The organism is Pseudomonas sp. NGC7, from assembly GCF_047159675.1.
GTDB lineage: Bacteria > Pseudomonadota > Gammaproteobacteria > Pseudomonadales > Pseudomonadaceae > Aquipseudomonas > Aquipseudomonas kermanshahensis.
Genome location: NZ_BAAFZY010000001.1, coordinates 2184746 through 2197675 on the forward strand (window position 1 = coordinate 2184746; position 12930 = coordinate 2197675).

Below are 12930 nucleotides of genomic sequence, written 5' to 3' on the forward strand. Positions count from 1 at the left end.
TCACTGATAAACTGAAGCCTTCGCTTCAGGCCCCGATCCATGTCTATCGATTTTCTCGACCTGCCCCAGGCTCCTCTACACCCCCTGAACCTGCCCTGGCTACAAAACGCCAAGGTCGAAGTCGCCATCCTGCGCTTGGACTTGATCGACCCCCTGATCAGCGGCAACAAGTGGTTCAAGCTGCGCCACCACCTCCAGCACGCCCATGAGTCAGGTGCCCCTGGCCTGATCAGCCTCGGCGGCAGCCACTCCAACCACCTTCATGCCCTGGCCGCTGCCGGCAAGCGCTTCGGCTTCGCCACGGCCGGCCTGCTGCGTGGCCACCCCCAGGACACGCCGACGGTGCGGGATCTGCAGGCGTTGGGCATGCACGTGCATTGGCTCGGCTATGGCGGCTACCGCGCCCGTCATGAGGCGGGTTTCTGGCAGCCCTGGCAGGCACGCTACCCCGGTTGGCACTGCATTCCCGAAGGCGGCGGCGGCTTGGCCGGCGCGCAGGGTTGCGGGTTGATCGTCGCGCAGGCGCGCGCGCAACTGGCCGAGATCGGTTGGGACGATTACAGCGCCTGGTGGCTGGCCGTGGGTACCGGTACAACGTTGGCCGGCCTGGTGCTGGCAGAGGCGGGCGCGCATGACGTGCACGGCGCGCTGGCGGTGCCCCGCGATCACGGCGTGCCGGACGTTGTGATGGATCTGGCCGGCGGCAGTGGCTATCAACTGCATGATGCCTGCCGGGGCGGTTTCGCTCGGACCGACGACGAGCTGCTGGCGTTCATCGACGCTTGCGAGCGGCACACAGGCGTGCCGCTAGAAGCGCTCTACACCGGCAAGGCCCTGCTGGCGCTGCGCGAGCAGGTCGAGGCCGGCCTGTTCGCGCCCGGCACCCGCCTGATCGTGCTGCATACCGGTGGCCTGCAAGGCCGGCGCGGTTATTTGTAGGGCAGCATGCGCAGCAGCGTGTTGTCGCGCTGCACGTAGTGGTGATACAGCCCGGCCACTGCATGCAGGCCGATCAGCCAGTAACCCCAACTGCCGATGCGTTCATGCCAGCCTTTGATGAATTTGGCCTGGTCTGGGTCCGCGCCGATGAGGTGCGGCAGTTCCAGCCCATAAAAGGGGACTGGCTTGTCGGCGGCACTCAAAATCAGCCAGCCGGCGAGGGGTAGGCCGATCATCAGCAGGTACAGCGCCAGGTGCATCAGGTGGGCAAGGCCGGTCTGCCAGGCCGGTGGCTTGGGCAGGATGGGCGGGGTGGGGCGGCTCAGGCGCACAGCCAGGCGCAGCCAGACCAGCACGAACACGGTCAGGCCCAGCATGAAGTGCAGGTCCTTCATCAGATTGCGCTCGGCGCTGTCCTTGGGGAACAGGCCGCGAAACTCGATGCAGGCGTATACGACGGCCAGTAGCACCAGCATCAGCCAATGCAGGGCGATGGACAGGCGCGCGTAATGTTGCGTGGGGGTGGATGAAACCATGGTTGATCCTCATCATCAGGTCTTGAAGTGGCGCTCTTGGTGGCGCTCAGTAGTCACTGTATCCGCTTGAGGGAACCAATCTTTGCTCCAGGTCGGTGAAAATTGTGTTGCTTGTACTGGCCTCTTCGCTGGCAGAATCATCGCGTGGGCAAAAGTGGCCAGCTATCAGCCACCAAAAACACCCGCTCCACTTCATGCCAGGCACCCTCGGCTTCCTGCTCTAGCCTGACCAGCATCTGCGCCGGCGCATGCTCATCCAGCCCCCGCAGCCAAGCCCCGAACTGCAGTGCCGTCCAGCATTCATTCGCCTCGACCCGCGCCGGTGCCAACCAGGCATCGCGGGGCAAAGGCTGCCAGCGTTCGCCAGTGGCCATCGACCAATCCCGCCGCCGCAACCAGCGCCCGCGCAGGTGCAGCGGGTTGGCCCCCTCGGGCGGTTCTGCCTGCCCAGGCCATGGGTAGAACAGGTAACCGGCCAGCCACAGGTGCGCCTGCACCTGCTGCACGCCAAGCCCGGCCAGGGCCGCGCGGCTCTGCGCGCCACTGGACATCGGCAATTGATGCCCAGTCAGGTGCGCCAGTTTGATCCCCAGCCGGTCATGGCAACCTGGGCCAAGCCACTGCGTCGGGTCTCGGCCATCGCTGTGGGTCGGCCCCAGGTAAAACTTGATGGCCAACTCGAAATGCTGCACCCCCTCGTCATCCCGCAACAGAATGTCCAGCTCACCCAACGTCTGCCCGCCTGCGCGAATCGCCAGGTTTGCTGCCAGCAACTCAAGGCCCGGCGCCTGGCCCAGGGCGAACTGCCAGAGGCATTCGTAGTACAGGCCCAGCCGCCGACTGGTCAGGCGCGCCAGCCTGTCGCGCAGCGCTTGCTCGTCGGCATCCAGGGCCAGCAGCCAGGCCTTCAGGCGTTGCGGATCATCGGCCCAGGCGCTGCCGGCCAGCGGGTGGCGCTGGGGGCAGGGCGGGGCGCTCAGCAGCGGGGGCGACAGCAATGCCCAGGCCAGGTCGCGCACGGCAGGGCGGCGCAACTGGCGAGGCAAGTCGTGGAGTTCGGCGAAAGGCATCATCCAGCGAGCATAGCCGGTTTGCCGCTACCCGGTCGTTTCGCCCATAATCGGCGCATAGTCACCCGCCGCAGAGCCTCGCAGGAGCCCCATGGAGCAATTTCGCAATATCGGTATCATCGGACGCCTTGGCAGCTCGCAGGTGCTCGACACCATTCGCCGACTGAAAAAATTCCTCCTCGAGCGCCACCTGCACGTGATCCTCGAGGACACCATCGCTGAAGTCCTGCCCGGCCACGGCCTGCAGACGTCCACGCGCAAGCTGCTGGGCGAGGTCTGCGACCTGGTCATCGTCGTCGGCGGTGACGGCAGCCTGCTCGGCGCCGCCCGCGCGCTGGCCCGGCACAACATCCCGGTGCTCGGCATCAACCGCGGCAACTTGGGCTTTCTCACCGACATCCGCCCTGACGAGCTGGAAGAAAAGGTCGCCGAAGTGCTCGACGGCCACTACCTGGTGGAAAACCGCTTCCTGCTGCAGGCCGAAGTGCGCCGTCACCACGAGGCCATCGGCCAGGGCGATGCGCTCAACGACGTGGTCTTGCACCCCGGCAAGTCGACGCGGATGATCGAGTTCGAAATCTACATCGACGGCCAGTTCGTCTGCAGCCAGAAGGCCGATGGCCTGATCGTCGCCACCCCGACCGGTTCGACCGCCTACGCGTTATCGGCCGGCGGCCCGATCATGCACCCCAAGCTCGACGCCATCGTCATCGTGCCGATGTACCCGCATACCCTCTCGGGGCGGCCGATCGTGGTGGACGGCAACAGCGAACTGAAGATTGTCGTGGCCAAGGACCTGCAGATTTACCCGCAGGTGTCCTGTGACGGCCAGAACCACTTCACCTGCGCCCCTGGCGACACCATCACGGTGAGCAAGAAGCCGCAGAAACTGCGCCTGATCCACCCGCTGGACCATAACTACTACGAAGTGTGCCGTACCAAACTCGGCTGGGGCAGCCGCCTTGGAAGCAGGGACGACTGATGCTCGATCCGGCGCGAAGTTTTGACATCATCGGTGACGTGCATGGCTGTGCGCTGACCCTTGAACGCTTGCTCGACGCCCTCGGTTACAAGCGTGTGGCCGGCGTCTGGCGTCACCCGCGGCGCCAGGCATTGTTCCTGGGCGACATCGTCGACCGTGGGCCGCGCATCCGCGAGGCATTGCACATCGTGCACGACATGGTCGAGGCCGGCCAGGCGTTCTGCATCATGGGCAACCATGAGTACAACGCCCTGGGCTGGGTCACCCCGGCGCTGCCCGGCAGCGGCAAGGCCCATGTGCGCGAACACACGCCACGCCACGCCCGGCTGATCGACGAGACCCTCACGCAGTTCGCCCACCACCCGGGCGACTGGCATGACTTCGTCAACTGGTTTTACGAACTGCCGCTGTTCGTCGACGCCGGGCGTTTCCGCCTGGTGCATGCCTGCTGGGACCCACGGCTGATCGAGCCGCTGCGCCAGCAATACCCGGATGGGCGCATCGACGAACATTTCATCCAGGCCTCGGCCGTGCCCGGCAGCTTTGCCGCCACCGTGTGCAATCGCCTGCTGCGGGGCACCGACATGCGCCTGCCGGACGGCTTGACCCTAACCGGTGGCGATGGCCTGACCCGCGCGTTCTTCCGCACCAAGTTCTGGGAAGAAGACCCGCAAACCTATGGCGACATCGTGTTCCAGCCCGATGCGCTGCCTGAAGCCGTCGCCAGCACGCCACTGAGCCATACCCAGAAGAACGCCTTGCTGCGCTATGCCGAGGACGAGCCTTTGTTGTTCGTCGGCCACTACTGGCGCAGCGGCCGCCCAGCGCCGATCCGCGACAACCTGGCCTGCCTCGACTACAGCGCGGTGCTTTACGGCAAACTGGTCGCCTATCGGCTGGATGATGAAACCCGTATCGACCCGCACAAGTTCGTCTGGGTCGACGTCGACCGCCCACAGGCCAATCAATGAACATAATCGAAGTGATGCGCCTGCCGCTGTCGGTCGACCTCAGCGGCTTCGTGCACCTGCTGCAACGCTTGCAGGTGCCGCACCGGGTCAGTGAAGAAGGTGAAGTCCAGGTCCTGTGGGCCCCCGACACGCTGGCCCAGGATGTGCTGCAACTCTACCAACGCTATCCCGACGGAAACGCCGACCTTGAGCTTGCGCAGGCCCCTGTGGAAGGGGATTCAGCCGCGAGTGCCCCCACACAACCCTCCCTCAAAGACCAGGTAAAAGCCTGCAAGGTCACCGCCGCTGTCCTGCTGCTGTGCTTCATCGTTGCCGGTATCACCGGCCTTGGCGACAACTTCTCGACCATTGGCTGGTTCACCTTCCTCGACTTCCGCGTGCAGGGCGACTACCTCTACTTCACCCCGCTGGCCCAGGGCCTCGCCGAAGGCCAATGGTGGCGCCTGGTGTCGCCGATGCTGCTGCATTTCGGCGTGCTGCACCTGGCCATGAACAGCCTGTGGTACTGGGAACTGGGCAAGCGCATCGAGCTGCGCCAGGGGCCCTGGCTGTTGCTGGGCCTGACCCTGTTGTTCAGCCTGGTTTCCAACCTGGCCCAGCACTACACCAGTGGCGCGAGCCTGTTCGGTGGCCTTTCTGGGGTGCTGTACGGGCTGCTCGGGCACATCTGGCTGTACCAGTGGCTGGCGCCCAACCCGCACTTCAACCTGCCCAAGGGCGTGCTGGTGATGATGCTGATCTGGCTGGTGGTGTGCCTGACCGGCGTAGTCGGCCAGCTCGGCTTCGGCCAAATCGCCAACGCCGCCCACGTCGGCGGCCTGCTCATCGGATGCCTGACAGGGCTCTTGGGTGGCGGCATGGCCCGGCGTAAACTGTCGGCTTGAATTAGGAGACGCTATGTCCACTTTCGCGCAAATGATTGAAAACATTACTCCCGAGATCTACGAGAGCCTGAAAACGGCCGTGGAAATCGGCAAATGGTCTGATGGCCGCAAGCTCACTGCCGAGCAGAAAGAGCTGTCGCTGCAGGCGGTGATCGCCTGGGAAATGAAAAACCTCCCCGAAGACCAGCGTACCGGCTACATGGGGCCGCAAGAGTGCGCCTCGAAGTCTGCGCCGATCCCTAACATTCTGTTCAAGTCGGACTCGGTACATTGATCGAACTCGCTCGTGGCTCTTTGAGCAAGATGGCGGTGCGCCTTGAGGCACCGGTCGTGCAATACAGCTTTCGCCTGGGTGAAGAGCAGGTACCGGTCAACCCGTTGATCGGCCAGCGCTTGCGCCTCGAGTACCTCGGCGCCATTCACTGCAGCCATTGCGGCAAGCGCACCAAGACCAGCTTCAGCCAGGGTTACTGCTACCCATGCATGACCAAGCTGGCCCAGTGCGACGTGTGCATCATGGCCCCGGAACGCTGCCACTATGACGCCGGCACCTGCCGCGAACCGTCTTGGGGCGAGCAGTTCTGCATGACCGACCACGTCGTCTACCTGGCCAACTCGTCAGGGGTCAAGGTCGGCATTACCCGCGCCACCCAGTTGCCCACCCGCTGGCTCGACCAGGGTGCCAGCCAGGCGCTGCCGATCATGCGCGTTGCCACCCGCCAGCAGTCGGGCCTGGTCGAAGACGTGCTGCGCAGCCAGGTACCGGATCGCACCAACTGGCGCGCTCTGCTCAAGGGTGATGCCGAAGCGCTGGACCTGGTGGCCATTCGTGAACAGATTTTCGATGCCTGTGCCGACGGCCTGCGCGAGCTGCAAGGGCGCTTCGGCTTGCAGGCGATTCAGCCGCTGCCGGATGCCGAAGTGGTGCAGATGCGTTACCCGGTCGAGGCCTACCCGACGAAGATCGTCAGCTTCAACCTGGACAAGAACCCAGTAGTGGAAGGCACGCTGCTGGGCATCAAGGGCCAGTACCTGATCTTCGACACCGGCGTGATCAACATTCGCAAGTACACGGCCTACCAGTTGGCCGTGCTCCAGTAAAAAGGACCTGCACATGCGTACCGAACAACCGCAAGTGATCTACCTCAAGGACTACCAGGCGCCCGAGTACCTGATCGACGAGACGCACCTGACCTTCGAGCTGTTCGAGGACCACACCCTGGTCCATGCGCAACTGGTCATGCGCCGCAACCCGGCACGCGGTGCCGGTCTGCCGCCGTTGGTGCTCGACGGCCAGCAGCTTGAGCTGCTGCGCGCTTCCCTGGACGATACCGAGCTGCAGGCAAGCGATTACCAGCTCGAAGCCGACAGCCTGACCGTGCAGCCCAAGGCCGAGCGTTTCACCCTCGACACCAGCGTGAAGATCCACCCCGAGAGCAACACCGCGCTGGAAGGCCTGTACAAGTCCGGCAAGATGTTCTGCACCCAGTGCGAGGCCGAGGGCTTCCGCAAGATCACCTACTACCTCGACCGCCCGGACGTGATGAGCACCTTCACCACCACGGTGATCGCCGAGCAGCATCGCTACCCGGTGCTGTTGTCCAACGGTAACCCCATCGGCAGCGGGCCGGCAGAAGACGGCCGCCACTGGGCAACGTGGGAAGACCCGTTCATGAAACCGGCCTACCTGTTCGCCCTGGTGGCCGGTGACCTCTGGTGCGTCGAGGACAATTTTGTGCGCCAGTCGGGCCGCGATGTGACCCTGCGCATCTACGTCGAACCCGAGAACATCGACAAGTGTGACCACGCCATGGTCAGCCTGAAGAAGTCCATGCGCTGGGACGAAGAAGTCTATGGCCGCGAGTACGACCTGGACATCTTCATGATCGTCGCGGTCAACGACTTCAACATGGGCGCCATGGAAAACAAGGGCCTGAACATCTTCAACTCCAGCTGCGTGCTGGCCCGGGCCGAAACCGCCACCGACGCCGCCCACCAGCGTGTCGAAGGCGTGGTCGCCCACGAGTACTTCCACAACTGGTCGGGCAACCGCGTCACCTGCCGTGACTGGTTCCAGCTGTCGCTCAAGGAAGGCTTCACGGTGTTCCGCGACGCCGAGTTCAGCGCCGACATGAACTCACGCACGGTCAAGCGCATCGAGGACGTCGCCTACCTGCGGACCCACCAGTTCGCCGAAGATGCCGGCCCCATGGCCCACCCGGTGCGCCCGGACAGCTTCATCGAAATCTCCAACTTCTACACCCTGACTGTGTACGAAAAGGGGGCCGAGGTTGTACGCATGGTCCGCACCCTGCTGGGGGCGGAGGGCTTCCGCAAAGGCAGCGACCTGTACTTCGAACGCCACGATGGCCAGGCGGTGACCACCGACGACTTCATCAAGGCCATGGAAGATGCCAACGGCGTCGACCTGACCCAGTTCAAACGCTGGTACAACCAGGCGGGCACGCCGCGCCTGGAAGTCAGCGAAGCCTATGATGCAGGCGCCCAGACTTACAGCCTGACCTTCCGCCAGAGCTGCCCGCAGACCCCCGACAAGGCCGAGAAGCTGCCGTTTGTGATCCCGGTCGAGCTGGGCCTGCTGGATGCCGAAGGCAACGACCTGCCGCTGCGCCTGGCGGGTGAAGCCGCGGCTGGCGGCACCAGCCGCGTGCTGTCGGTGACCGAGGCGGAGCAAACCTTCACCTTCGAAGGCCTCACGGCCAAGCCGCTGCCCTCGCTGCTGCGAGGCTTCAGCGCGCCGGTGAAATTGAGCTTCCCGTACGACCGCGACCAGCTGATGTTCCTCATGCAGCACGACAGCGATGGTTTCAACCGCTGGGAAGCGGGCCAACAGCTGTCGGTGCAGGTGCTGCAGGAGCTGATCGGCCAGCATCAACGTGGCGAAGCGTTGAAGCTCGACCCGCGCCTGATCACCGCCCTCGGTACCGTGCTGGGCAACGAATCGCTGGACGCCGCCATGGTCGCCGAGATGCTCTCGCTGCCAGGCGAAGCCTACCTCACCGAAATCAGCCAGGTAGCTGACGTCGATGCCATTCACGCCGCCCGCGAGTTCGCCCGGCAGCAGATCGCCGAGCAGCTGTTCGATGGCCTGTGGGCCCGCTACCAGGCGCACCGCGAGGTCTCGCGCAGCACGGCCTACGTCGCTGCGGCCGAGCACTTTGCCCGCCGCAGCCTGCAGAACATCGCCCTGTCGTACCTGATGCTCAGCGGCAAGCCGCAGGTGCTGGAGGCGACCCTGGAGCAGTTCGACCAGTGCGACAACATGACCGAGCGCCTGACCGCCCTGGCGGTGCTGGTCAATTCGCCGTTCGAAGCCGAGCGGGCCAAGGCCCTGGAAACCTTCGCCGAGCACTTCAAGGACAACCCGTTGGTCATGGACCAGTGGTTCAGCGTGCAGGCCGCCAGTTCGCTGCCAGGCGGGTTGGCCCGGGTCAAGGCGCTGATGCAGCACCCGGCGTTCACCCTGAAAAACCCGAACAAGGTGCGGGCGTTGGTGGGGGCGTTTGCCGGGCAGAACCTGGTCAACTTCCATGCGGCCGATGGTTCGGGTTATCGCTTCCTGGCGGACCTGGTGATCGAGCTGAATGCGCTGAACCCGCAGATTGCCTCGCGTCAATTGGCCCCGCTGACCCGCTGGCGCAAGTACGACGACGCGCGTCAGGCGTTGATGAAGGGTGAGCTGGAGCGGATTCTGGCTTCTGGGGCGCTGTCCAGTGATGTCTATGAGGTGGTGAGCAAGAGCTTGGCTTGAGTTCTCGATAGCCTGAACGGGCCCTTTCGCGGGACAAGCCCGCTCCCACAGGTACTGTGCAACTTTCTGGGGGCAGTCCAGGTATTGTGCAAAACCTGTGGGAGCGGGCTTGTCCCGCGAAGCTTTTGGGCGGTTAACAAAACATAACGTCCCGCTCGTTGTATTCCCGCAACCTTCCCCGCTACGATCCCCTCAAGCTATTGCAGGCCTCTACCACAGGCATTTCGCAGTACCTGCAAGGCATTGACCCACTAAGAACAACAAACAGGGGACGGTCATGAGGGAGCAGCTGATGGCGCAGACCAGGCGTGGAGCCTGGCCGCTGGCCGCCGGTGCGATGCTGGCGCTGGCATTGGGCATGTGGACGGGCAGTGTCGAAGCCGCTGCCGCCGACGAATACTCGACCGAATCGGCCAAGGCCAGCCAAAGCCTGCTGATCGACGCCGCCCAGGCCGGCAAGCGTCTGGTCGTGGTCGGTGATCGCGGTCATATCCTGTTCTCCGACGACCAGGGCAAGACCTGGACCCAGGCCCGGGTACCCACCCGGCAACTGCTCACCGCTGTGTTCTTCTTCGACGACAAGCACGGCTGGGCTGTCGGCCATGATGCGCAGATCCTCGCCAGTACCGATGGCGGCGCGACCTGGAGCAAGCAATTCGAAGACCTGTCCCGCGAAGCCCCGCTGCTCGACGTCACCTTCCTCGACGCCCAGCACGGTTTTGCCGTGGGTGCCTATGGCGCACTGCTGGAAACCACCGACGGCGGCCAGCACTGGCAGGACGTTGCCGAACGCCTGGACAACGCCGACCAACTGCACCTTAACGGCATCGCCGTAATCAAGGACGCCGGCCTGTTCATCGTCGGCGAGCAGGGCAGCATGTTCCGTTCAGGCGACAACGGCCAGACCTGGGCCAAGGTCGACGGCCCGTACGAGGGCTCGCTGTTCGGCGTGATCGGCACCGCCCAGCCACAGACGCTGTTGGCCTACGGCCTGCGTGGCAACCTGTTCCGTTCTACCGACTTCGGCGACAGCTGGCAGCCGATCGAACTCAAAGCCGCGCGCGGCACGCTCGAATTCGGCCTGGCAAGCGCTACGCTTGTCGAGGATGGCAGCGTGGTGCTGGTCGGTAACGGCGGCAGCGTGTTGCGCAGCCATGACGACGGGCAAACCTTCAGCGTCTACAACCGTGCCGACCGCATCGCCCTGGCCGGCGTCACCGGCCTGACAACCGGCGGCTTGCTGCTGGTGGGGCAGGGGGGCGTGCACCTGGCCACCGCCGAAGGCGCCGACCAGGCTGCCAAGGAGGCGCGTCCATGACCAGCAGGGAGAGCATCACCATGCACCCGCATCACCAGGACAAGGCCACGCTGCTCGAACGCCTGATCTTCAACAACCGCCCCGTGGTCATCGCCCTGTGCGTGCTGGTCAGCATTTTCCTGTTCTGGCAGGCCACGCAGATCCGCCCCTCGACCAGTTTCGAGAAGATGATCCCGCTCGAGCACCCGTTCATCGAACAGATGATGAAGCACCGCAACGACCTGGCCAACCTCGGCAACACCGTGCGTATTTCGGTCGAGGCGGTCAACGGTGACATCTTCGACAAGGACTACATGGAGACCCTGCGCCAGATCCATGACGAGGTGTTCTACATCCCCGGCGTCGACCGCGCCGGGCTGAAGTCGCTGTGGAGCCCCAGTGTGCGCTGGACCGAGGTGACCGAAGAGGGCTTCTCCGGTGGCGAGGTGATCCCCAATACCTACAACGGCTCGGCCGAAAGCCTCGATGCCTTGCGCGACAACGTGCTCAAGTCCGGCCAGGTCGGGCGCCTGGTGGGCAACAACTTCAAGTCCAGCATCGTCGATGTGCCGCTGCTGGAGAGCTACCCCGACCCGCAGGACCAAGGCAAGCAGGTCAAGCTCGACTACCAGCAGTTCTCGCACCTGCTCGAAGAGAAGATCCGCGACAAGTTCCAGGCGCAGAACCCCAACGTGAAGGTCCATATCGTCGGCTTCGCCAAGAAGGTCGGCGACCTGATCGACGGCCTGGTGATGGTGGCGATGTTCTTTGGCGTGGCCCTGGGCATCACCTGGGTGCTGCTTTTCTGGTTTACCTGGTGCATCCGCAGCACCATCGCTGTGCTCATCACCACCCTGGTGGCGGTGGTCTGGCAGCTGGGCTTGATGCATGCGGTGGGCTTCGGCCTCGACCCGTATTCGATGCTGGTACCCTTCCTGATCTTCGCCATCGGCATTTCCCACGGGGTGCAGAAGATCAACGGCATCGCCTTGCAGTCGAGTGGCGCCGACAACGCACTGACCGCTGCCCGGCGCACGTTCCGCCAGCTGTTCCTGCCGGGGATGATCGCCATCCTTGCTGATGCGGTGGGCTTCATCACCCTGCTGATCATCGACATCGGGGTCATTCGCGAGCTGGCCATCGGCGCCTCGATCGGCGTCGCGGTGATCGTCTTTACCAACCTGATCCTGCTGCCGGTGGCGATTTCCTATGTCGGCATCAGCAAGAAGGCGGTCGAGCGCAGCAAGAAGGACGCGACCCGCGAGCACCCGTTCTGGCGCCTGCTGTCCAACTTCGCCAGTGCCAAGGTGGCGCCGGTGTCTGTTGCCGTGGCCTTGGTGATGTTCGCCGGTGGCCTCTGGTACAGCCAGAACCTGAAAATCGGCGACCTCGACCAGGGCGCGCCGGAGCTGCGCCCGGACTCGCGCTACAACCAGGACAACAATTTCATCATCAGCAACTATTCGACCAGCTCGGACGTGCTGGTGATCATGGTCAAGACGCCGTCGGAAAGCTGCTCGATCCACTCCACCATGGCGCCGATAGACGAGCTGATGTGGACCATGGAGAACACCCCGGGCGTGCAGTCGGCGATCTCGCTGGTGACCGTGTCCAAGCAGGTGATCAAGGGCATGAACGAGGGCAGCCTGAAATGGGAGACCCTGTCGCGCAACCCGGACATCCTCAACAACTCCATCGCCCGCGCCGACGGCCTGTACAACGCCGACTGCTCGCTGGCGCCTGTGCTGGTGTTCCTCAACGACCACAAGGCCGAAACCCTGGAGCGCGTCACCGCAGCCGCCAAGGCCTTTGCCGACAGCCACAACAAAGAGGGCCTGGAGTTCCTGCTGGCAGCCGGTAACGCCGGGATCGAGGCGGCCACCAACGAGGTGATCAAGTCGGCCGAACTGACCATTCTGGTGCTGGTGTACATCTGCGTCGCGGTGATGTGCCTGATCACCTTCCGCTCGTTCGCCGCAACCCTGTGTATCGTCCTGCCGCTGGTGCTGACCTCGGTGCTGGGCAATGCGCTGATGGCCTACATGGGCATTGGCGTGAAGGTCGCGACGTTGCCGGTGGTGGCCTTGGGTGTGGGCATCGGCGTGGACTATGGCATCTACATCTACAGCCGCCTGGAAAGCTTCCTGCGTGCAGGCCTGCCGTTGCAGGAGGCCTATTACGAAACCCTGCGCTCGACCGGCAAGGCGGTGCTGTTCACCGGGTTGTGCCTGGCCATTGGTGTGTGCACCTGGATCTTCTCGGCGATCAAGTTCCAGGCCGACATGGGCTTGATGCTGACCTTCATGCTGCTGTGGAACATGTTCGGTGCGCTGTGGCTGCTGCCGGCGCTGGCGCGGTTCCTGATCAAGCCTGAGAAGATGGTGGGCAAGGAGGGCGGATCCATTTTTGCCCATTAAGTGAGGGGGCTGTAGAGGGCCTGTGGGAGCGGGTTCACCCGCGAATACGGTGGTGCATTCGC

General features: G+C 64.0%; 11 protein-coding genes. 9 read left to right on the plus strand and 2 right to left on the minus strand.

All coding sequences use genetic code 11. The features are described 5' to 3' along the window. Nucleotides 1-45 precede the first annotated feature (45 nt). Entirely contained in the window at nucleotides 46-939 is an 894-nt protein-coding gene (locus tag ACMCNM_RS10035; RefSeq protein ID WP_186682070.1) for a pyridoxal-phosphate dependent enzyme, read from the plus strand. Here ACMCNM_RS10035 and cybB read toward each other — a convergent pair. Next, nucleotides 930-1475: a cytochrome b561 gene (gene cybB, locus ACMCNM_RS10040; protein WP_099453335.1), complete on the minus strand. Its 546-nt coding sequence runs from the start codon at nucleotides 1473-1475 to the stop codon at nucleotides 930-932. The two genes, ACMCNM_RS10035 and cybB, sit on opposite strands and share 10 nt — an antisense overlap. Nucleotides 1476-1612: 137 nt before the next feature. Continuing rightward, complete coding sequence (locus ACMCNM_RS10045) at nucleotides 1613-2548, minus strand: DUF1853 family protein (protein WP_186682048.1); 936 nt, start codon at nucleotides 2546-2548, stop codon at nucleotides 1613-1615. Between the two features lie 88 nt (nucleotides 2549-2636). On the opposite strand from ACMCNM_RS10045, the gene ACMCNM_RS10050 reads away from it, so the two are divergent. The 8 genes from ACMCNM_RS10050 (at nucleotide 2637) to ACMCNM_RS10085 (ending at nucleotide 12868) form a co-directional block, all read left to right on the plus strand. Further along, nucleotides 2637-3527 (plus strand): NAD(+) kinase, encoded by an 891-nt coding sequence (locus ACMCNM_RS10050; RefSeq protein WP_027596710.1) that lies wholly within the window; start codon nucleotides 2637-2639, stop codon nucleotides 3525-3527. Next, nucleotides 3527-4498 carry a metallophosphoesterase gene (locus tag ACMCNM_RS10055; RefSeq protein ID WP_027596709.1) on the plus strand — a complete coding sequence of 324 codons (972 nt, stop codon included), beginning with the start codon at nucleotides 3527-3529 and terminating at the stop codon, nucleotides 4496-4498. Before ACMCNM_RS10050 ends, ACMCNM_RS10055 begins: the two co-directional genes overlap by 1 nt. Then, a complete protein-coding gene (locus ACMCNM_RS10060) occupies nucleotides 4495-5382 on the plus strand; it encodes a rhomboid family intramembrane serine protease (protein ID WP_027596708.1) in 888 nt (295 codons plus the stop codon). Before ACMCNM_RS10055 ends, ACMCNM_RS10060 begins: the two co-directional genes overlap by 4 nt. 13 nt (nucleotides 5383-5395) lie before the next feature. Beyond that, nucleotides 5396-5656, plus strand: a complete 261-nt coding sequence (locus tag ACMCNM_RS10065) for a YeaC family protein (RefSeq protein WP_027596707.1) — start codon at nucleotides 5396-5398, stop codon at nucleotides 5654-5656. After that, a complete protein-coding gene (locus tag ACMCNM_RS10070) occupies nucleotides 5653-6483 on the plus strand; it encodes a DUF2797 domain-containing protein (RefSeq protein ID WP_085273671.1) in 831 nt (276 codons plus the stop codon). Before ACMCNM_RS10065 ends, ACMCNM_RS10070 begins: the two co-directional genes overlap by 4 nt. A 13-nt stretch (nucleotides 6484-6496) precedes the next feature. Further along, nucleotides 6497-9154 carry an aminopeptidase N gene (gene pepN, locus ACMCNM_RS10075; RefSeq protein WP_186682050.1) on the plus strand — a complete coding sequence of 886 codons (2658 nt, stop codon included), beginning with the start codon at nucleotides 6497-6499 and terminating at the stop codon, nucleotides 9152-9154. A 277-nt stretch (nucleotides 9155-9431) separates the two neighbouring features. Further along, a complete protein-coding gene (locus tag ACMCNM_RS10080) occupies nucleotides 9432-10472 on the plus strand; it encodes a WD40/YVTN/BNR-like repeat-containing protein (protein WP_412764283.1) in 1041 nt (346 codons plus the stop codon). A gap of 20 nt (nucleotides 10473-10492) precedes the next feature. Next, on the plus strand, nucleotides 10493-12868 hold the full coding sequence (locus ACMCNM_RS10085; RefSeq protein WP_412765912.1) for an efflux RND transporter permease subunit: 2376 nt from the start codon (nucleotides 10493-10495) through the stop codon (nucleotides 12866-12868). The last annotated feature ends 62 nt before the right edge of the window (nucleotides 12869-12930 follow it).